The sequence below is a fragment of the Acinetobacter sp. P1332 genome (assembly GCF_044057475.1).
Lineage (GTDB): Bacteria > Pseudomonadota > Gammaproteobacteria > Pseudomonadales > Moraxellaceae > Acinetobacter > Acinetobacter johnsonii.
In genome coordinates this window covers 2,920,317-2,939,737 of record NZ_CP171157.1, presented here as the reverse complement: position 1 = coordinate 2,939,737, position 19,421 = coordinate 2,920,317, and the positions used below count along the sequence as shown (strand labels likewise).

The 19,421-nt window shown below is 42.0% G+C and carries 22 protein-coding genes and 2 pseudogenes; 18 read left to right on the top strand and 6 right to left on the bottom strand.

Going from position 1 to position 19,421, the window contains the following annotated elements; genetic code table 11:
* Nucleotides 1-48 precede the first annotated feature (48 nt).
* The 9 genes from mazG (at nucleotide 49) to yjgA (ending at nucleotide 6,691) form a co-directional block, all read left to right on the top strand.
* A complete protein-coding gene (gene mazG / locus ACFN7Z_RS14560; protein ID WP_010325929.1) occupies nucleotides 49-810 on the top strand; it encodes a nucleoside triphosphate pyrophosphohydrolase in 762 nt (253 codons plus the stop codon).
* Between the two features lie 18 nt (nucleotides 811-828).
* Nucleotides 829-1,227 carry a ComEA family DNA-binding protein gene (locus ACFN7Z_RS14555; protein WP_029574943.1) on the top strand — a complete coding sequence of 133 codons (399 nt, stop codon included), beginning with the start codon at nucleotides 829-831 and terminating at the stop codon, nucleotides 1,225-1,227.
* A gap of 137 nt (nucleotides 1,228-1,364) precedes the next feature.
* Nucleotides 1,365-2,834, top strand: a complete 1,470-nt coding sequence (gene pcnB / locus ACFN7Z_RS14550; RefSeq protein ID WP_010325931.1) for a polynucleotide adenylyltransferase PcnB — start codon at nucleotides 1,365-1,367, stop codon at nucleotides 2,832-2,834.
* On the top strand, nucleotides 2,831-3,319 hold the full coding sequence (gene folK / locus ACFN7Z_RS14545; protein ID WP_010325932.1) for a 2-amino-4-hydroxy-6-hydroxymethyldihydropteridine diphosphokinase: 489 nt from the start codon (nucleotides 2,831-2,833) through the stop codon (nucleotides 3,317-3,319). Before pcnB ends, folK begins: the two co-directional genes overlap by 4 nt.
* A gap of 36 nt (nucleotides 3,320-3,355) precedes the next feature.
* Entirely contained in the window at nucleotides 3,356-4,165 is an 810-nt protein-coding gene (gene panB, locus ACFN7Z_RS14540; protein WP_010325933.1) for a 3-methyl-2-oxobutanoate hydroxymethyltransferase, read from the top strand.
* A 3-nt stretch (nucleotides 4,166-4,168) separates the two neighbouring features.
* Entirely contained in the window at nucleotides 4,169-5,011 is an 843-nt protein-coding gene (panC, locus tag ACFN7Z_RS14535) for a pantoate--beta-alanine ligase (protein WP_010325934.1), read from the top strand.
* Between the two features lie 26 nt (nucleotides 5,012-5,037).
* On the top strand, nucleotides 5,038-5,889 hold the full coding sequence (gene rapZ, locus ACFN7Z_RS14530; RefSeq protein WP_395442122.1) for an RNase adapter RapZ: 852 nt from the start codon (nucleotides 5,038-5,040) through the stop codon (nucleotides 5,887-5,889).
* Complete coding sequence (locus ACFN7Z_RS14525) at nucleotides 5,886-6,155, top strand: HPr family phosphocarrier protein (protein ID WP_010325935.1); 270 nt, start codon at nucleotides 5,886-5,888, stop codon at nucleotides 6,153-6,155. Before rapZ ends, ACFN7Z_RS14525 begins: the two co-directional genes overlap by 4 nt.
* A gap of 2 nt (nucleotides 6,156-6,157) precedes the next feature.
* The gene (gene yjgA / locus ACFN7Z_RS14520; RefSeq protein ID WP_005400753.1) at nucleotides 6,158-6,691 is read left to right on the top strand and encodes a ribosome biogenesis factor YjgA; all 534 of its coding nucleotides are present in this window, start codon (nucleotides 6,158-6,160) and stop codon (nucleotides 6,689-6,691) included.
* A gap of 97 nt (nucleotides 6,692-6,788) precedes the next feature.
* On the opposite strand, the pseudogene ACFN7Z_RS14515 reads toward yjgA, so the two are convergent.
* Nucleotides 6,789-8,414 (bottom strand): annotated as a pseudogene (locus ACFN7Z_RS14515) (acyl-CoA synthetase); the annotation flags it as partial.
* Between the two features lie 511 nt (nucleotides 8,415-8,925).
* On the opposite strand from ACFN7Z_RS14515, the gene thrS reads away from it, so the two are divergent.
* A complete protein-coding gene (thrS, locus tag ACFN7Z_RS14510; RefSeq protein ID WP_010325937.1) occupies nucleotides 8,926-10,848 on the top strand; it encodes a threonine--tRNA ligase in 1,923 nt (640 codons plus the stop codon).
* A 59-nt stretch (nucleotides 10,849-10,907) separates the two neighbouring features.
* Nucleotides 10,908-11,405, top strand: coding sequence for a translation initiation factor IF-3 (infC, locus tag ACFN7Z_RS14505; protein ID WP_010325938.1), 498 nt, complete (start codon nucleotides 10,908-10,910; stop codon nucleotides 11,403-11,405).
* A 90-nt stretch (nucleotides 11,406-11,495) separates the two neighbouring features.
* Here the strand turns inward: infC and ACFN7Z_RS14500 are convergent, their stop codons facing one another.
* The gene (locus tag ACFN7Z_RS14500) at nucleotides 11,496-12,134 is read right to left on the bottom strand and encodes a class I SAM-dependent methyltransferase (RefSeq protein WP_010325939.1); all 639 of its coding nucleotides are present in this window, start codon (nucleotides 12,132-12,134) and stop codon (nucleotides 11,496-11,498) included.
* Nucleotides 12,135-12,254: 120 nt separating this feature from the next.
* Here ACFN7Z_RS14500 and ACFN7Z_RS14495 point away from each other — a divergent pair, with 120 nt between their 5' ends.
* On the top strand, nucleotides 12,255-12,872 hold the full coding sequence (locus tag ACFN7Z_RS14495; protein ID WP_010325940.1) for a glutathione S-transferase family protein: 618 nt from the start codon (nucleotides 12,255-12,257) through the stop codon (nucleotides 12,870-12,872).
* A gap of 16 nt (nucleotides 12,873-12,888) precedes the next feature.
* Here ACFN7Z_RS14495 and ACFN7Z_RS14490 read toward each other — a convergent pair whose 3' ends face one another.
* The gene (locus ACFN7Z_RS14490; RefSeq protein WP_010325941.1) at nucleotides 12,889-13,449 is read right to left on the bottom strand and encodes a hypothetical protein; all 561 of its coding nucleotides are present in this window, start codon (nucleotides 13,447-13,449) and stop codon (nucleotides 12,889-12,891) included.
* A gap of 133 nt (nucleotides 13,450-13,582) precedes the next feature.
* Between ACFN7Z_RS14490 and ACFN7Z_RS14485 the strand changes: the two genes are divergently transcribed.
* Together ACFN7Z_RS14485 and ACFN7Z_RS14480 are read left to right on the top strand one after the other, a co-directional pair.
* On the top strand, nucleotides 13,583-13,876 hold the full coding sequence (locus ACFN7Z_RS14485; protein WP_010325942.1) for a hypothetical protein: 294 nt from the start codon (nucleotides 13,583-13,585) through the stop codon (nucleotides 13,874-13,876).
* Between the two features lies 1 nt (nucleotide 13,877).
* Nucleotides 13,878-14,306, top strand: coding sequence for a YqaA family protein (locus ACFN7Z_RS14480; protein ID WP_010325943.1), 429 nt, complete (start codon nucleotides 13,878-13,880; stop codon nucleotides 14,304-14,306).
* A 111-nt stretch (nucleotides 14,307-14,417) separates the two neighbouring features.
* Here ACFN7Z_RS14480 and ACFN7Z_RS14475 read toward each other — a convergent pair whose 3' ends face one another.
* Together ACFN7Z_RS14475 and ACFN7Z_RS14470 are read right to left on the bottom strand one after the other, a co-directional pair.
* The gene (locus ACFN7Z_RS14475) at nucleotides 14,418-15,149 is read right to left on the bottom strand and encodes an energy transducer TonB (protein ID WP_010325944.1); all 732 of its coding nucleotides are present in this window, start codon (nucleotides 15,147-15,149) and stop codon (nucleotides 14,418-14,420) included.
* A gap of 104 nt (nucleotides 15,150-15,253) precedes the next feature.
* Nucleotides 15,254-16,507, bottom strand: a pseudogene (locus tag ACFN7Z_RS14470) (MFS transporter).
* A 221-nt stretch (nucleotides 16,508-16,728) separates the two neighbouring features.
* Here ACFN7Z_RS14470 and rpmI point away from each other — a divergent pair.
* From rpmI to ACFN7Z_RS14450, 4 genes are all read left to right on the top strand, one after another.
* Nucleotides 16,729-16,923 (top strand): 50S ribosomal protein L35, encoded by a 195-nt coding sequence (gene rpmI / locus ACFN7Z_RS14465; protein WP_004278281.1) that lies wholly within the window; start codon nucleotides 16,729-16,731, stop codon nucleotides 16,921-16,923.
* Nucleotides 16,924-16,934: 11 nt separating this feature from the next.
* Nucleotides 16,935-17,294: a 50S ribosomal protein L20 gene (rplT, locus tag ACFN7Z_RS14460; protein ID WP_004692276.1), complete on the top strand. Its 360-nt coding sequence runs from the start codon at nucleotides 16,935-16,937 to the stop codon at nucleotides 17,292-17,294.
* A 153-nt stretch (nucleotides 17,295-17,447) separates the two neighbouring features.
* Entirely contained in the window at nucleotides 17,448-17,999 is a 552-nt protein-coding gene (locus ACFN7Z_RS14455; RefSeq protein ID WP_010325945.1) for an adenylate kinase, read from the top strand.
* A gap of 129 nt (nucleotides 18,000-18,128) precedes the next feature.
* On the top strand, nucleotides 18,129-18,341 hold the full coding sequence (locus tag ACFN7Z_RS14450; protein ID WP_004692273.1) for a hypothetical protein: 213 nt from the start codon (nucleotides 18,129-18,131) through the stop codon (nucleotides 18,339-18,341).
* Between the two features lie 61 nt (nucleotides 18,342-18,402).
* Here ACFN7Z_RS14450 and ACFN7Z_RS14445 read toward each other — a convergent pair whose 3' ends face one another.
* Nucleotides 18,403-19,419 (bottom strand): hypothetical protein, encoded by a 1,017-nt coding sequence (locus ACFN7Z_RS14445; RefSeq protein WP_010325946.1) that lies wholly within the window; start codon nucleotides 19,417-19,419, stop codon nucleotides 18,403-18,405.
* Between the last annotated feature and the right edge of the window lie 2 nt (nucleotides 19,420-19,421).

Below are 19,421 nucleotides of genomic sequence, written 5' to 3'. Positions count from 1 at the left end.
CCGTCATAATGTAATTTTTATCAATATGATTTTTGAAGAGAGATAAACATGGAACAATTGCTGAACGTGATGCGTGAATTACGTGAAAAGTGTCCATGGGATCAACAGCAAACTCCAGAAAGCTTAACCCGCTATGCCATTGAAGAGGCTTATGAAGTTGAAGCTGCTGTGCGTTCAGGTAAAGCTGATGAGGTGCGCGATGAGTTGGGTGATTTACTGCTACAGGTGGTGTTCCAGTCACAGATGTATGCCGAGCAAGGGGCTTTTAATTTTCAAGATGTGGTCCATGCCATCACAGAAAAACTGATTCGTCGTCATCCCCATGTTTTTCAAGCACAGCAGTTTTCAGCTTTGTCTGCCGAAGATGTAGGCGAGCTTTGGAAGCAAATTAAACAACAGGAAAAACAAGGTAAGGCACAGTCACGATTAGACAGCATCAAGCATGGCCCAGCCTTACAACAAGCGGAACAGATTCAAAAAAATGCAGCACGGATCGGTTTTGACTTTCCAGATGTAGCAGGTGCTTATACCAAGCTTGAAGAAGAATTAGCTGAATTGAAACATGCGGTTCAACAGCAAAATTCCGATGAAATAGCAGATGAATTTGGCGATTGTTTATTTTCAATGATCAATGTTGGACGTAAACTGGGCGTCTCAAGCGAAATGTCGCTTTTGAGTACGATTCATAAATTTCGTACTCGTTTTGCTTTCATTGAAGATCAAGCTTTGCAACAACAAAAAAAGATTGAGCAGATGTCCTTAGAAGAAATGGATCAACTGTGGGAGCAAGCCAAATTACAACTGAAATAATAAAAATGGTGGCTTGAATTGATAAAAATAAAAGTAAGTTTGTTGATCATTGCGTTGTTATTACTGAGTTTACTGGCGTGGATACCCAGTAGTTATGCACAGTCTTTTGATCAGAACTATCTGAACTGGAAAGCAGAGCAGCAGGTGTGGGATGATCGTATTCAAGCTCCTAAAAGCGTGAAACGTGCTGTGTCTCCTGTTCAGGCTCAACCTGTGTCGAGCACAAATAAAATTAGTTTAAATCAAGCCAGTGTTGATCAATTACAGCAACTTCAGGGTGTGGGTCTAAAAAAGGCACAGGCAATTGTGGCCTATCGCCAGAAACAAGGGCCATTTAAGACCATAGATGAGCTACAACAGGTGCGCGGGATTGGACCGGCAATTTTTGCAAAAAATAAAACTCGTTTGGGCTTGTGAAAAAAGCGGTGTCATTTATTGGTGAATTGATCAGAATCCTGCTTTGCTTTCGATAATCAAATTGCCCTTTGATTGTGTTAGATATATGATTAGCGTCATCTTAGAATTTTACGTTTAGGCGTAGGAGACAGCGGCTTTTGCAAACTTTGCGCGCGTCAAAATGTGGTTTATCAACCGCTCAATTACCTTCTTACATTTTAGATGTGATCGATGCATTAACTAAGGCAGGCTATGAAGCGTATATCGTCGGTGGCGGTGTCCGCGACATGATGCTTGGCCTAAATCCCAAAGATTTTGATGCAGTGACCAATGCAACACCGTCACAGGTAAAAGAAGTTTTCGGACGACGTTGCCGTATTATCGGACGCCGTTTTGAGCTGGCTCATGTCTATTCAGGTCGTGAGTTGGTTGAAGTGGCAACTTTCCGTGCACCGCCGAAGAAAGAAGTCACCTCTGCGCAAGGCATGATTTTGCGTGATAACAATTGGGGCACGATAGAGCAAGACTTTGCTCGCCGCGATTTTTCAATTAATGCAATGTACTATCAGCCACGCAAGGGCGTTGTCTTAGATTTCTGTCATGCTGTGGATGACATTAAAAATAAAACCTTACGTCTACTGGGCGATGCACAAACGCGTTTTGAAGAAGATCCTGTGCGAATGCTACGGACTTTGCGTTTTGCTGCAAAATTAGGTTTCTCAATCGATCAGCAAATTCTCGACGTTTTCACCTTGGAAATGACGCAGTTGCTGCGTGATGTTTCGCCGCACCGTTTATATGATGAATCTCAGAAGTTGTTCACGATGGGACATCTAAATCGTGTGTTGCCAATGCTGATTGACTTCGGCATTTGGAAGCAGTTATTTGCAGATATCCAACCGAATATTACCCCATTTATTGAACGTGCCGCTAAGAATACCGATCAGCGTATTCAAGTGGGCAAAACCATCAACCCTGCATTTTTCTATGCGGTATTGTTATGGCAACCGTTCTTAGAACGTTGTGAGTTTTATAGCAGTAAGGGTGTGGTTGCAGCTGAAGCGCGTGCACAAGCAGGACTGGATGTATTAAAACGCCAAGCCACGCGGACTATTATTCCGCGCTTTGCCGAAACCTTCATTCGTGAAGTGTGGGAAATGCAAACTCGCTTACTCAATCCGAAAGCACAGCAAATTCAAGCCTTATCTAGCCATGCACGTTTCCGTGCAGGCTTTGACTTCTTGTTACTTCGCGAAAAATCCGGTGATGAGGGTACGCTCGGCATGGGACAATGGTGGGACGCGTATCAGTTGATGAGCACCGATGAAAAAGAACGTGCTATCAGCCAATATAACCGCCAACGTGCAAAATCACGTCGCAGTGGTAAAGCAAGTGCTGAAGAAGCAGCGATTGCCAAAACGGTAAGTCATGAAATTGAGCCTCTGGTGCAAGAGCAAGAATCGCGCAGTCGCCGTGCACGTAAACCGAAGCAACACGCTGAAGCTCGTACGCAGACTGGTAGGGGAGCAGGTCACAGCTCGACAGAGATTGGCGCAGACCACCCAATTTTAAAACGTAAACGTGTTCAACGTGATTTAAGCAGCGTGATTTTTGGGCCGACACAATGAGCATCGTCACGTACATTGGTCTAGGTAGTAACTTAGGCGACTCTAAGGTGATTTTGACTGAAGCGGTGCACAAGTTGGCCAGTCTTGGCGATGTGAAGATCTCCAAGCTGTATCAAAGCCCACCGATGGGACCGCAAGACCAACCCAATTATTTAAATGCTGTGGTGCAACTCAGCACAGACTTGGCGCCGTTGGCTTTGCTGGATGAACTGCAACGTTTTGAGCAAGAGTCGGGACGTGTACGTTTACGCCATTGGGGTGAACGCACTTTAGATTTAGATTTACTGATCTATGCAGAAGAGAAAATTCAGCATGAACGCTTAACCGTGCCACATGTCGGTGTGATGGAGCGTGATTTTGTGTTGATTCCACTACTGGATTTAGACCCCAATTTACACATTGATGGTATTGCGTTGAAACAGCTGCCTGTTGTACAACAACCCACGTTGAGCGTGCTGGATGCAGGCAATTGGGCAGAGATTTAATTTAGCCGAGCTAAAGATGTTGAAAGGAATAGTTTGATGATTAGTTTAAATGACTTAAGAAAATTTAAAGCAGAAGGTCGCAAATTTTCCTGCCTGACTTGCTATGATGCAAGTATGGCAAAGGCAATGGAACTTGCTGAAATTGATACCATTTTAATTGGCGATTCGCTAGGTATGGCGATACAGGGTCGTGATTCCACTTTGCCTGTTACAGTTGAAGATATGGCTTATCATACCGCAGCTGTACGCCGTGGTAATCAACATGCCTTAATCATGACCGATTTACCGTTTATGAGTTATGCCACCTTAAATGATGCTTTGCGAAGCTCAAAAGTGGTGATGCAAGCGGGCGCGCAAATGGTCAAAGTTGAAGGTGGTGCATGGCTGGCTGAAACGGTTCAAGTTTTGACACGAAACGGTATTCCTGTATGTGTACACTTAGGTTTAACCCCACAGTCTGTACATGTGTTTGGTGGCTATAAATTACAAGCACGTACACGTGAAGCGGCAGACCAATTAATTGCGGACTGCCAAGCTGTGGTCGATGCAGGCGCTGCGGTGCTGTTATTAGAGTGTGTGCCTGCGCAGCTCGGTAAAGAAATTAGTGAGTTGTTCCCACATGTACCTGTCATTGGCATTGGTGCAGGTGTGGATACCGATGGTCAAGTCTTGGTGGTACAAGACATGCTTGGACTGACTTTTGGTCGTGTTGCAAAATTTGTGCGTAACTTTATGAAAGAACAAGCAGGGGAAACGGCGATTTTGGATGCGTTCAAGGCATACCATGCAGCGGTGCTTGATAGCTCATTCCCTGCGAAAGAACAAACATTCCAAGTCGAGCTGTAAAACATGAAAACTGAAACCACGATCCAAGGCCTATCAGCATCATTGAACCCTGCGCGAACGGCTCGAAAAAGTATTGGTTTCGTCCCGACCATGGGGAACTTGCATCAGGGGCACTTGAACCTTGTACGCGAAGCGAAAAAACTCTGTGATGTGGTTGTAGTCAGCATTTTTGTGAATCCTATTCAATTTGGACCCAATGAAGATTTTGACAGTTACCCACGTACCTTGGAACAAGATCAGCGCTTGTTGGCCGAGGTTGGTTGTGACATCGTGTTTGCACCATCGGTTGAGCAAATGTATGGCAACAGCCCACGTTTGACCAATATTACTGTTTCAGATATCACCAATGATTTGTGTGGTCTACAACGCCCAGGTCATTTTGATGGTGTCGCTGTTGTGGTGACGAAACTGTTCAATATTGTGCAACCTAATTTTGCTTTCTTTGGTGAAAAAGACTATCAACAGTTGGCTGTGATTCGTCAGTTTGTTCGTGATTTGAATATGCCGCTTGAAGTGATGGGTGTGGCAATTGCACGTGCTGAAGATGGTTTGGCTTTAAGTTCACGTAATGGTTATTTAAGCGAAGAAAACCGTCAAAAGGCACCGACCATATATCAAAGCTTAAAAGCGGCTGAACAGTCGCTACAAGCCGGTACCGCTTTAGCGGATGTGTTAGCAAATATAAAGGCGACATTGACACAGGCTGGTTTTGTTGTGGATTATGTGGAAGCACGCACACCTGCATTGCAAAAAATGGATGCATTTGACCAAGATGTGGTGCTTTTCATTGCGGCAAAACTCGGGGCAACTCGTTTAATTGATAACTTGAAAGTGAAACATATTTAGTCAAGCTCACCTCTCAAAGGATTAAGATGAAGCGCATTTTAATTGTTACAGGACAGTCTGGTTCGGGTAAATCCTCTGCATTACAATTGTTGGAAGACCTCGGTTATTACTGTATTGATAATTTGCCTTTGGCTTTACTCCCAGAGATTGTTGCCAAGCTGGATCGGGAAAATAATCTTGAGCAGTTGGCGCTTGGTGTAGATGTACGCAGTACACGTGCAGATTTGCAAGAGTTCGACTTGGTGTTTGAACAATTGCAAAGGCATGGTACGGTCGATATTATTTATTTGACCACGCGTGACCAAGAGCTGATTGCGCGCTTTAGTGCTTCACGTCGTCCGCATCCGTTGGCGACACGCTTTCAAAGTTTGAACCAGTGTATTCAAGAAGAGAAAACCCTTCTATTGCCGATTAATTTGCGCTCAACCGTGCATATTGATACCACCGATAAAAGTGTGCACGATTTAAAGCATACCTTGCTGTCAAAGTTGGGGCAGTCGGATAACCTGATTTTGATTTTGCAGTCTTTTGGCTTTAAGCACGGTATTCCGTTGGATGCTGACTATGTGTTTGATGTTCGACATTTACCCAATCCACATTGGGATTTAGAACTACGAAAGTATTCAGGACTGGATGCTCCTGTGCAAAAATTTTTGGAACAAAGTGAGCAAACGCACGAAATGTTCCAAGATATTTATAAGTTTTTAGATAAATGGTTACCAGCTTTTGCTGAAGGGCATCGTCACTATATGACCGTGTCAATTGGTTGTACGGGTGGGCAGCATCGCTCTGTATATATTGTGGATAGACTAAAAAAAGCCCTTGAGGCAAAATGGTCTATTCAGGTCCTCCATCGAGAAATGAAGCACTGGGCATGATTGACACAACTGTTGACGTAATTAATAAACTAGGGTTACATGCGCGTGCATCTGGCAAGCTCATTGAAGTGACCACTAAATTCCGTTCTTCAATCCAAATTGGAAAAGGAGACAAATTGGTGGATGCCAAAAATATTATGTCCCTCCTGATGCTAGGCGCAGGAAAGGGCACCACTTTACGCTTGGTGCTTGAAGGCGCAGATGAAGAACAAGCTTTATCTGAGATTCAGGCACTATTTGCAGCAAAATTTTACGAGGCAGATTAATCGTGGCACGTCGACCGCATAGTTTTACTGAAGAAGACTTTGAATCTTTAGAAGGACGTGCAAGTAAAACTGAACAGAAAAAAGCCGTACAACGTATGGCATCTTTGGGTTCTCAACTTGCAGAGTTGAACACTAAACAAATTCAAAACTTACCTGTTGAAGAGCGTTTGATTGAAGCTCTTTTGGATGTAAAACTAATTACATCAAATGAAGCTCGTCGTCGCCAATTTTTACGCATTGGGAAGTTGTTGCGTAATGAAGATGAAACGGTGATTTTGTCTTATTTGACACCGCAACAAGGCGCGAAAAAAACCGCTCAATTGCAGCGTTGGGTTGACCGTATGATCAAAGATGGTGATGTGGTCATTAATGAGTTTTCCAAAACTTATAATGCCGCGGAACGTCATACCATTCGTCAGCATGTATTGCGTATTCACCGTGATATGAAACAGCAGGCGGATGAAGAACAACTTAAAGCTTCGCGTTTGAAGTTGTTTAACTACATTCAGCAAGTGGCTTTAATTTCAGATAATTAAGTCATTTAGACATAAAAAAGCGACCTTCAAGGTCGCTTTTTTTATGTGAGAATATTTGCTTGTATAGACTGCTGAATGTATAGCTAAACTCGCCCGTTGCACGCTCTTTGGCCCAATCGCGTAGAACAAATTTTTGTAACTTGCCTGTCGACGTTTTTGGAATTTCTGTAATCACTACATCTTTCGGTACTTTAAAACGTGCCAGATGTTGCTTACAGAATTCAATGATTTCCTCAGGTGTGGTTTCTTTCCCAGCTTTGAGTTCAATAAATGCACAGGGCACTTCTTGCCAGCGAGGATCGGGTTTCGCGACCACCGCAGCCGTTAAAATAGCAGGATGTTGATAGAGAATTTCTTCGACTTCTAGTGATGAAATATTCTCGCCTCCAGAAATGATCACATCTTTTGAGCGATCAGTAATTTTGGCATAGCCATCGGGTTGGCAGACTGCAAGATCGCCTGTATGAAACCAACCACCAGTGAACGCTTCTGCGGTCGCCTCAGGGTTTTTGAGGTAGCCTTTCATCACAATGTTGCCACGGAACATAATTTCGCCCATGGTTTGACCATCATGCGGTACAGGTTGCATGGTATCTGGATCAAGGACTTTCATACCATCTTGCAGTGGGTACGGTACACCTTGGCGTGAGTGCAGCTGCGCTTGTTCTTGAATCGATAAGTCAGACCAACCTGCTTGAGAGGCACAAAGCGCAGAAGGACCATAGGTTTCAGTGAGACCGTAGACATGGGTGACATTGATGCCAATATGACGCATGCCCTCAATAATTGCAGCAGGAGGTGCAGCACCTGCCACCATCACTTCAACGCGATGCTCAAAGTGAATCCGTTGCTCTTCTGGAGTATTGATCAGCATTGATAACACAATCGGCGCACCGCAGAAATAATCGACTTTGTGCTCAGTGATGAGTTTAAAAATGAGTTCAGGGTCAATTTTACGTAAACAGATGTTGGTGCCACCATTGGCTGCCATAGTCCATGCAAAGCACCAGCCGTTACAGTGGAATAAAGGTAAGGTCCACAAGTAGGTCGCACGTGGTGTCATGCCGCAAGCAATGATGTTACTGGCCGCATTAATATAAGCGCCACGGTGGTGATAAACCACGCCTTTTGGGTTGCCTGTGGTGCCAGAGGTGTAGTTAAGGCTGATGGCATCCCATTCATCTTGAGGTAAATGCCATTCAAAGTTCTCATCGCCTTCGGTTAACCAGTCTTCATACTCGATTTGACCAATGGGAGCTGCAAAACAGTTTTCGTACTCAGCATCATCTACATCAATCACGAAAATATCGCGTCCGACCAAAGCCAAGGCTTCTTGTGCAACCGATGCAAACTCTGGATCCACCAATAAGACTTTGGTTTCTGCATGATCAAGCATAAATGCGATGGTTTTGGCATCTAAGCGCGTGTTCAATGTGTTGAGCACAGCACCTGCCATTGGGACTGCAAAATGTGCTTCGATCATTGCAGGGACATTGGGCAGCAAAACAGAGACAGTATCGTTTTTTGTGATTCCCAATTTTTGTAACTGTGAGGCAAATTGGCGACAGCGAAGGTAAGTTTCACGCCATGAAATATGGCGGTGCCCATGAATGATGGCATCTTGATGAGGGTAAATATAAGCAGCTCGTTCTAAATAACGCAGCGGTGACAAAGCTACAAAGTTTGCGGGGGTTCTTGGTAACTCATCATACGCACTCACCATGTTGATCACTCCTGAATTTGGTATTATTTTTTCCATTGCTTAAAAGATATGCATTTTTCAGCCATCTTGCATTTATGCTTTAGTCGAGTTGCGCTTTTTAGATGAATTTATTGAATTTCTTTGTTTAGTTTATCTAAACTGAATCTATGGATTCTGTGCGATATAAACCCTTTTAGTTAGATTTTAGCCTGCTTTTTAAGCAAAGTGTGTATGCTTGTGTTGCTGCATTGTTCAATACAAAGTGACCGATAGAGTCATTATAAAATGTAGCGATAAGGATTGCGGAACATCAATCCCCCTCATTTTAGGGAGGCTGATGGATTGGCAAATGAATTCAAAATGCGCTGAAACGTGAATTTTCTAGGGGAAAAGGTTTAATCCTGTGGATAACACGTGTAAAATTCGACTGATTTTATTTATCCACCGTTTTTATCTTTTGAGGTTTTACCTCGATCATAATCTCGCGGTGACATGCTCCATGGTACGGGGCATCACTCCTTAAGGATTTTTTATGCCAATTATCACTTTGCCAAATGGCGATCAAAAACAATTTGATCAAGCTGTATCTGTGATGGACGTTGCACTGAGCATCGGTCCGGGTCTTGCGAAAAATACAGTTGCAGGAAAAGTCGATGGTCGTTTAGTCGATGCATCTGATTTGATTACCACGGATGCCAGCCTTCAAATTATTACGCCTAAAGACGAAGAAGGTGTCGAAATCATTCGTCACTCTTGCGCTCACTTAGTGGGACATGCGGTTAAGCAATTGTTCCCTGAAGCGAAAATGGTGATTGGTCCTGTCATTGAAGATGGCTTTTATTACGATATTTTTAGTGCAAAGCCATTTACACCAGAAGACATGGTAGCCATTGAAGAGCGCATGAAAAAGCTCATCGATCAAGACTATGATGTCATCAAAAAAATGACACCACGTGATGAGGTGATTGCAGAATTCACAGCGCGTGGTGAAGATTATAAATTACGCTTGATTGCAGACATGCCTGAAGAAACAGAAATGGGCTTGTACTACCATCAAGATTATTTGGATATGTGCCGTGGTCCACACGTGCCAAATACTAAATTTTTAAAAGCATTCAAGCTGACTAAAATGTCAGGCGCTTATTGGCGCGGCGATGCGAAGAATGAACAGTTACAACGTATTTATGGTACAGCGTGGGCAGACAAAAAACAGCTTGCAGCGTATATCAAACGTATTGAAGAAGCTGAAAAGCGTGACCACCGTAAAATTGGTAAAGCTTTAGACCTGTTCCATATGCAAGAAGAAGCACCAGGTATGGTGTTCTGGCATCCAAACGGTTGGACCATTTATCAAGTACTTGAACAATACATGCGTAAAGTTCAGCAAGATAATGGCTACCTCGAAATTCGTACCCCGCAAGTGGTTGATTTCACGCTTTGGGAAAAATCAGGCCATGCTGCAAACTATGCAGATGGTATGTTCACGACACATTCAGAAAGCCGTAACTATGCAATTAAGCCGATGAACTGTCCTTGTCACGTACAAGTGTTCAACCAAGGTTTAAAATCATACCGTGATTTGCCAATTCGTTTGGCTGAGTTCGGTTCGTGTCACCGTAACGAACCATCGGGTTCATTGCACGGCATTATGCGTGTTCGTGGCTTTACTCAAGATGATGCACACATTTTCTGTACAAAAGAGCAAATTGGTCAAGAAGTGGCTGACTTCATTCAACTGACTTTAGATGTGTATAAAGACTTTGGTTTCGAAGACGTGCAAATGAAGTTGTCTACACGTCCAGAAAAACGTGTGGGTGATGATGCACTTTGGGATATGGCTGAAAAATCTTTAGCAGATGCTTTAGATGCTGCTGGTTTGGAGTGGGAACTTCAACCAGGTGAAGGCGCATTCTATGGTCCGAAAATTGAATTCTCACTGAAAGACTGCTTAGGCCGTGTATGGCAATGTGGTACAATCCAATGTGACTTCAATTTGCCAGAACGTTTAGATGCGTCATATGTCACTGAAGACAATGATCGTGATCAACCTGTAATGTTGCACCGTGCAATACTTGGCAGTTTTGAACGTTTTATTGGTATACTAATCGAACACTATGCGGGCTTTATGCCACCTTGGTTAACACCAATCCAAGCATGTGTGATGAACATTACCGATTCACAAGCGGAAGCATGTGAGTCAGTCGTCGCTAAACTTAAAGAAAACGGTCTCCGTGCGATTTCAGACTTGAGAAATGAGAAAATCGGCTTTAAGATTCGTGAACGTACATTAGAGCGTATTCCTTACTTACTGGTACTTGGGGACCGTGAGGTAGAGGAAGGTACAGTGAACGTGCGTACCCGCTCTGGAACAAATTTGGGTACTATGTCAATCGACGCTTTCGTTGACCTAGTAAAAGCAGCCGTTGCCGAACGCGGCCGGTACATTGTGGAGTAACAGCGATTAAACAGCCTGACCGTAATCAACAGGGCGGTAACAAATCAAACCGTCCTGCTTTGAATGATGAAATTCGTGCGAAAGAAGTCCGTCTTGTAGACGAAAATGGTGAGCAAAAAGGTATTGTTAGCTTGGCAGAAGCATTACGCGCTGCTGAAAGTGTTGAGCTTGATCTTGTTGAGATCGTAGCAAACGCTGAACCGCCTGTTTGTAAAATCATGGACTTCAACAAGCATTTGTTTGATCTAAAGCAAAAGCAGAAAGAAGCGAAGAAAAAACAGCATCAAGTACAGGTGAAAGAAATCAAACTCCGCCCGGGTACTGATGTTGGTGATTACAACGTAAAACTACGTGCAATCACTAAGTTCCTTGAAGAAGGCAACAAAGTAAAAATTACTCTTCGTTTCCGTGGTCGTGAAATGGCGCACCAACAGCTTGGTTTGGCTCAACTTCAAAAAGTTGAAGCAGATGTGGCTGAAATTGGTGTTGTTGAGCAATCACCAAAAATGGAAGGTCGTCAAATGGGTATGTTGCTTGGTCCTAAAAAGAAAAAGTAATGATCCATTGATCTTAAAAAAGCACTGCCTATGCAGTGCTTTTTTTATTGCAATATCAAGAGAAGGCTACTAACCAATTTGATTATGATCTTATAAAGTTGCTTGCAAAGTGCATAAGCCGTCTATCTCAAGTCCAATCTGAATATCCCTAAAGTTAGCGTTACTTAAGCTTTGCATGTGTTCATCTTTGGTCATATACAGTTCGAGATTCTTCATATTTCCATCAGGTTGGGCCAAGTGATCGGTCATGAAGTAGGAGCCATGGGGTTGGATAACTTGCTGTGCAATACTCTTATGAAACTCATAAGCATATGCTTTATGGCGAAGTTCATGTAAAGCTTGATGAATCACGACATAGTCAAAGCGTTGACCATTCAGAACTGTATACCAATCCTGCTGTTTAAAATCAGCGATGATAAAATCTACGGATGTATGGGGAATAGCAGCTAAGCGTTGTTTGGCTAAGTTATGCATAGCCGCTGAAAAATCGACGGCTGTATAATGAATATTAGCTCGTCTACTTAAGAGCTCATATGCAAAGAAACCAGGGCCTGAACCTAATTCTAAAATACGGACATCTGGCTTTGGATGATTTAAAATTTGAGAAATATAGTGTTCGAAGAACTCGATGCGGTAAGGTCGTTTAAGGTTTGCTTCCTTTGCCCACTGTGTCGCATGTAGCGGATCTTTAAGATCGATTGGGCTTGGAATATCAATGATTTTATTCATGTTGTTAAGTCATTTTTTATTCGAATAAGCGCTAAATAATATATAAAATTACATAAAAATAGTCATGTTTAATTATGATATCGTGTATCCAAAATAAGTGAATAAACTCAGGAAATAAGAATGATCGATTTGTACTATTGGGGAACACCCAACGGACATAAAATTAGCATTGCATTAGAAGAGATGGGTTTGGAGTATCAAGTCTTTCCCATCAATATTTTAGAAAATGATCAGTTTCAACCCGACTTTCTACGCATTTCACCCAACAATAAAATCCCTGCGATTGTGGATCAAGATGGTCCTAAAGGTGAAGCCATTTCTGTGTTTGAGTCAGGGGCGATTTTGCAGTACTTAGGGCGTAAAACAGGACAGTTTTATCCAAGCGATGAACAGTCTCGTGTTGAAGTTGAGCAGTGGTTGATGTGGCAAATGGGTGGTTTTGGTCCAATGCTTGGACAGAACCATCACTTCAGTAAATTTGCACCCGAGCGTATTGCGTATGCGACTGAACGCTATGTCAATGAAACCAAGCGTTTGTATGCTGTACTAGATAATCAGCTTTTTGGTCAAAACTATGTAGCTGGAGAGTATTCGATAGCGGATATGGCAATTTTCCCATGGATTTTGCGTTATGAATGGCAACAAATTGATATAAATGACTATCCAAATGTGAAGGCGTATATGGAGCGTATTCAAGCGCGTCCTGCAGTTCAGCGTGCGTTGGCAGTAAAAGTTTAAAGTCTAAGGTGGGTGATTAAAAACCATCCACTTCCACAAAATTTATATTTTTAATATGTTTAAATTTATATGTTTTAGAATTTCGTTTATCTGTTAACACCTCATTTGAGCGATAGAGTAAATCATGGTTAAGATTAATAAACCAGTTATGAAATAGTTTGCGTGTTGATGAGTTTGGGGGAAGTTCAATAAGATTGCCGTTAATTAAGTCTTTAATTTGTTGAGTATCAAAATCTATATTTTCGAAACTATGTGCAAACTTATTGCGAATTTTTCTTAATCCTTCAAGTTGCTTATATTCATCATCCTCAATTAAGCCTAATGCGTGACATAGATGAATTTTTGATGAAAATTGACCTATAGGAGCATTAAATCCATCTAGTAGTATTTTTGCAGATTTTGAATCTCGTAAAAAAGAGTACAAAATTAGTGTTAATTGCTCCTCAAGTACTGCTGCGACAATTAATGCAGCGCCACGATCAGTTTCCGGGTACAAAGATTGGATTTTTAAAGCGTTCTCAAAAACTTTAGGATATTTAAATTTCATTTCTTCTTGATATTTATCCCACTCATCCACTTGATATACCCCTATCTTTTGTTTGCTGTGTTAAAGGACTTTATCCTTTCTAAGAAAAATTCTTCAGTATGTTAATATCTCATACTTACAGAACATTTTTGTGGTTTTAAAAATTGAAAGTTAGTAGGTAGTAATGAAAAAAGAGTTTTTCCTCAATTTAACCCGCATTATTGAAGCGAATCCTAAAATCTATCTCAGTATTATTGTGGGGATTGCAGGATGTTTGATGCTATTTGTAGCTGAAGCGGTACACATTCAAAAAATCATTGAACTGCTGAATACTAAAGATCAGGTGGTACTGCGTGCTGCAATTGAACCGCTTGCCGATAAATATTCATGGTCACGTTGGTCTTTGTTGATTCTGGCATTGATCTGGTCAAGTTTTGCCTATAGCTCAACCAAGAAAAAGCTGGGTTTAAAATCATAAAATGATGTGGGCCTTAGGACTACTTTTCCTTTCTGCTTTTGGGGCGGCGACACTGCTGCCGTTACAGTCAGAAGTAGTCTTGGTGGGATTGTTGGCTCAGATGCAGTATCCAGTGTGGTTGTTGGTAGCTGTTGCCAGTCTAGGTAATATCTTAGGTAGCTGTGTGAATTGGTGGCTCGGCTTGAAAGTTGAGCAATACAAAAACAAAAAATGGTTTCCCGTCTCAGAGCAAAAGATGTTGCAGGCGCAGGGCATTTATCAAAAATATGGTTTTTGGTCTTTATTGCTCAGTTGGGTGCCCGTTATTGGTGATCCGATTACCCTCATTGCAGGACTACTCAAGGAAAACTTTGTTCGTTTTGTCGTGATGGTGAGTATTGCGAAAATAGGACGCTATCTTTTTGTGTATTGGATGTTTAGTCAGTTCTAATTATTTTCAAGTACTGAGAGCGGCTGGCCACATGCTTATATTGGCTGAATGGGTTTAAAGTTTATATAGAGAGATGACACGAGTGAGTGAAAACTCGTGTCATGCTAAATTTTAACGACAAGCATTTAGATCGAATTCAATCGCATCTTTAAATTTAGACTTTTTATAGAGCCACAGTGTACTTGCTGTGCGTTTAACACTGACTTTGCTATTTGCAACGGCTTGTAAAACCTGTTGATCAAGCGCGTAGATACCTGAACCTTTGATAATTTTAGGCTTCTTGATGTTGCCGTGTTTATCGGCTTTAAAGCTAAATTTAATTTGACGGTCATGATCATTTAACTGCGTTGAATCTAGCGCAAGCTTAGGTTGAGCCTGATATTGAAAAGGCACTTTTTGCTGCTGCTGTTGCGCACGCCAGTTTTTCGAGTCAAAGCTATAGTTACATGCTTCGGCATCATCTGGGGTTAAGTTTAAATTAAAAACTTGATAACCAATGACAGCTAAAGCGGTGTCGTCCTCCATAAACGGTTTTACTTTGGCTTGAAGCACGGCATTTACCAGCTTTTCATCTAAAGCTTTGAGTCCAGTCGTTTCTTGGACTGTCGCTTTGGTCACATCACCTGTTTCATCTGCATACACACGAATAATTGCTGCACGGTTTTTTTGATTTAAATCGCTATTTTTATATTGGGGTTTGGGAAAATCTACCCATTGAATACGCGTGGTCAAATGCGCCGATTGAGCTGAACTTTTTTGGATGGTGAGTTCTAATGGTGGTTGAGCTGCATGACTGAGATGAAAGGGCAGTGTAGACAATGCGAGCAAGAAGAGTGGTTTCATATGATCGATTTCTTTTATAACGCATCCAGTGCGCATGACTTAAATAATTGTTGCGAGTATTTCCTGAATTAGAAAGACTCGCAAGTTATATTGTTAAATTAAAACTATTTTTGCTCGGCTTGGGTGATGTCTACACCAAATAAGTCTTTGGTTTTAGTCCAACTCAGTGCGACCACCAAGAGTGTCATGCCGCCGCCAAAAACCGTTGCAATCACAGGGCCTAAATATTTTGCTGCAAGACCTGACTCAAATGCTCCCAGTTCATTACTACTCGACACAAACATGCCATTTACAGCTGCAACACGGCCTCGCATATTCTCAGGAGGATAAATTTGTAAAATGGTCTGACGAATTACCACTGAAATACTGTAACATGCACCCGTCATAGCAAGAGTAAACAAAGATAACCAGAGGTAGTTTGAGTAAGCGAACAATAAGGTGAATAGGCCAAAACCTGCAACAGCAAGCAGCATATTGCGCCATGCATGTCGTGTGGGCGGAAAACGCGTCAGCGCAATCATGGTGATGAGTGCACCAATCGAAGGTGCTGCCCGTAAATAGCCCAATCCTTCAGGCCCAATTTTCAAAATATCTTCAGCAAAGATCGGGAGTAAAGCGATCACACCGCCGAACAGCACTGAGACTAAGTCGAGTGAGATGGCCCAGAGAACGATTTTAGTTTTAGCAATAAAGCGAAAACCTTCACCTAAACTTTGTAGTACACGTTCCGTTTCAATTTTAGGAAAAGTGCGTTTGCTTAAAAGATTGACGAGTAAGAAGCACAGACTAAGCAGCACCGCCACACTGATGAAACTGGTTTCACGGCCTAAAAATGCCAGCATAAATCCACCCAGCATTGGCCCAATAATCACCCCGCTTTGCCAACCAATGGTAGTCCATGTGGCACCATTGGCATAAAGTTCCCGAGGAATTAAAAAGGGTTTGAGTGATGTTGCAGATGGATTATAGAAACCTCGAATTATTCCTAAGCCAAAGATCACGGCATAAACACCCCATGACAGGGTGGAGAGTTCAATGTGCTTTAAGCCATAAGCATGAAATAACCCCCATAAAACCAAGGGTAGAGGAATGGCAAAGAATAAGCAGATTTTCATGATGGTTTACTTATTAAAGCGATCTGCAAAATAACCGCCCCATAAGGAGAGCGCAATAAAGGGGATTGCTTCTGCCAGACCAATCAAGCCTAAAGTGAGAGGATCTTTGGTAATTTTATACAAAGAATACGCCACAATAATTTCCTGAATCAAAATGGCAAGCGTCAGACAAAATTGATTGAGCGTAACAATAGAGAAGTCTCGGTATCGGAGTGCGGCAAAAGCATCCTGTGTAGCGTTCATAAGGGTACAGTATGGAATGGATGAGGCATTATACGACTTGGACTAAACCACGGTTATAAAATCATCGCTTAAAGCTTATCGGGAAATAAACTAAGCTTGCTTTTATTGTTGATTATTTGCTTTTGTTTTAGACAAAGTTCGATTAGAATATTCGCTCCCTTACCTGCAGGTCGTTTTGCAATGGTGCAAACGTTCCGAACAGGTGTTCAAAAGAGGTTGTTATGCCTAAGATGAAAACTCGCCGTGGTGCAGCTAAGCGTTTTAAAGCTACTGCTAACGGTTTCAAGCGTAAACAAGCGTTCAAACGCCACATTTTGACCAAAAAATCTGCTAAGCGTATTCGTCAATTACGCGGCTGTGTAATGGTTCACGTGAGTGACGTTGCTTCAGTTCGTCGTATGTGCCCATACATCTAAGGAGATTATAAATGGCTCGTGTAAAACGTGGTGTACAGGCTCATCGCCGTCATAAAAAAATTCTTGCTCGTGCTAAAGGTTACTACGGCGCTCGTTCACGCGTATATCGCGTAGCGTTCCAAGCAGTAATCAAAGCGGGTCAATACGCTTACCGTGACCGTCGTCAGAAAAAACGTCAATTCCGTGCTCTATGGATTGCGCGTATTAATGCTGGTGCTCGTCTAAATGGTTTATCGTACAGCCGTATGATCGCTGGCTTGAAAAAAGCTCAAGTGATTATCGACCGTCGCGTACTTGCTGACATCGCTATGCATGACGCAGTTGCATTCGCTGCTTTAGCTTCTAAAGCTAAAGATGCATTAGCTGCATAAGTCTTTAAGACTTAAAGAAAGACCGCTTTTTAGTGGTCTTTTTTATGGCTGATTATTTTTTGAATCAAATTTTTTTATGGGTCAAAGGTGAGACTGTGATACAACCATAATTAGGTATGATAAGAAAGACCGCATCAGCGTTAGGCCAGTACAATGAAAAGAATCAATGTCGTAGGAACTTCTGCTACAGGAAAATCTACATTTTCCAGAGCTTTGGCCGAAAAGTTAGATTTGCATTATATCGAGTTGGATAATTTGTTTTGGTTAGACGACTGGCAAGAATGTCCTGATGAGGTGTTCTTTGCCAAGATTGAGTCAGAAGTACAAAAAGCAATACAGGGCTATGTGATCGATGGTAACTATACCCGTGCCATTCCTGTGAAATGGGCGGAAATTGATACTGTCATTTGGTTGGACTTACCGTTTCCAGTCAACCTGTACCGTTCTGTGAAGCGTGCTGTTCAGCGGGCATGGGCACAACAGGATTTATGGGAAAACTCGAATAATCGGGAAAGCTTGCTACGGATGTTTGGTCGGGATTCGATTATTTGGTGGATGATTAAAACGCATGCTAAAAACCAACAGAAATACTTAAAAATGATGCAGATGCCTGAATATCAACATATACAGTGGATTCATTTAAAGACACCAAAACAAGTGAGTCGTTTTTTAGATCAGTTGGCTGTTGAAAAGCATAACGTTTAAATTAAAAAAGCTCAGTGCGTACTCAGCGATTAAGGTGAACCTTTAAGCTTTAGTTACATAAATCTGCTTTAATCTCAAAGGTGGCCGATGCCTAATAAATAAAAAGATTAAAAAGAAAAGGAGCAGGATATGCTTGCAGAAATTACTGGGATGGGACAGGGAAGTATCACGGTGGAATTACAAATGATTCCCAGAAAAGGTGAGTCAGTCAAAATTATGTATGGACCTGATGCGGAGCTAGAGGGTGAGGTGGTTTCGGTTAATCATTATATTAATCAACATGCCAATCAGCATAAGGTACAAATCAAAATCCGGCCCTTCAATCTTCTAATTACCGCCTGAAGAAATTGAGACCATAAAAAAGCGCTTTTTGAGAGGAGCGCTTTGATATATCTCTAATAGCTTATAAGCCAAAATAATAGCCAACTACACAGATCAAAATCGTAATTATGATTAAAGCAAATACCCCGGTTTTCCCCGATTTGTGGTGTGTTTCATGAGGCTTGGTCTCTATCGCACTTAATTTAGGTGTTGAATGATTGCGAGCATCAAGTGGTGTAGTTGTGTCTTTGGGTGTGAGCTGCGCGGTTTGATAGTGATTGGCCACTTTCACGATAAACTTGGTACTTAAATCATCAATCTTTTGCTCAAAATGACGTAGGTTCAATTGCTCATCTGGCGTGAGCACTTGGCCTTCTGCATTGTAAGGATGTTGAATCTTAGTCTGGATCAATGCTGATAACGCATCTAAGCGATACAGAGTTTGATGTGCATAATCGGCAGTATAGTCTGTTGGTAAAAGAGCGAGACGGTGGGCTTCATCTGTGGCCTCTTGTTGTCCATAGTACGGTAAGTCTACTGTCTCGGGTTCTACTAAACCTTGTGAAAATGACGCACTAAATAGTTCTTGTTCGGTAAAGTTTTCGATTTCATCCCATTTCGGCGTTTGTAAATCCGATTCAATACGTTTGCTGAGCTTGTGATTCAGTTCAAAACGCCATAAATTTTCGCTACGGATTGAGCTTTGTTGCGTTTTTGGAGTTATAAAATCGTGTTCAGCGCTGTACCATTCAGCCAGTTCTTTACCAAAAATCCAAGCTGTTTTTTGTTGTGCTTGATGGCTCACAATAATATGTGGGGTCGCAAGGAGTTCAACATTTGGGTTAGGGTTCTTTTCGTCTGCTAGCAATGTTGAACTATGCAGACTGAGCTGTTTGACCCCTTGTTTTTTTAAGGCTTCAAGCCAGACCTGAAAATGCTGAGCCAGTAAATGTTGGCTATTCAGATCACGAAACTGAAAGCAATGTCGGTCAAAAATGGCATGTTCTAACCAACGTTGGAAACTTAGGTTGTGGCGTAAATATTCATTGCCATAAGTAACTAAAGTAAGTTGTTGTTGCCAAATAGGATCAAGCGACATCG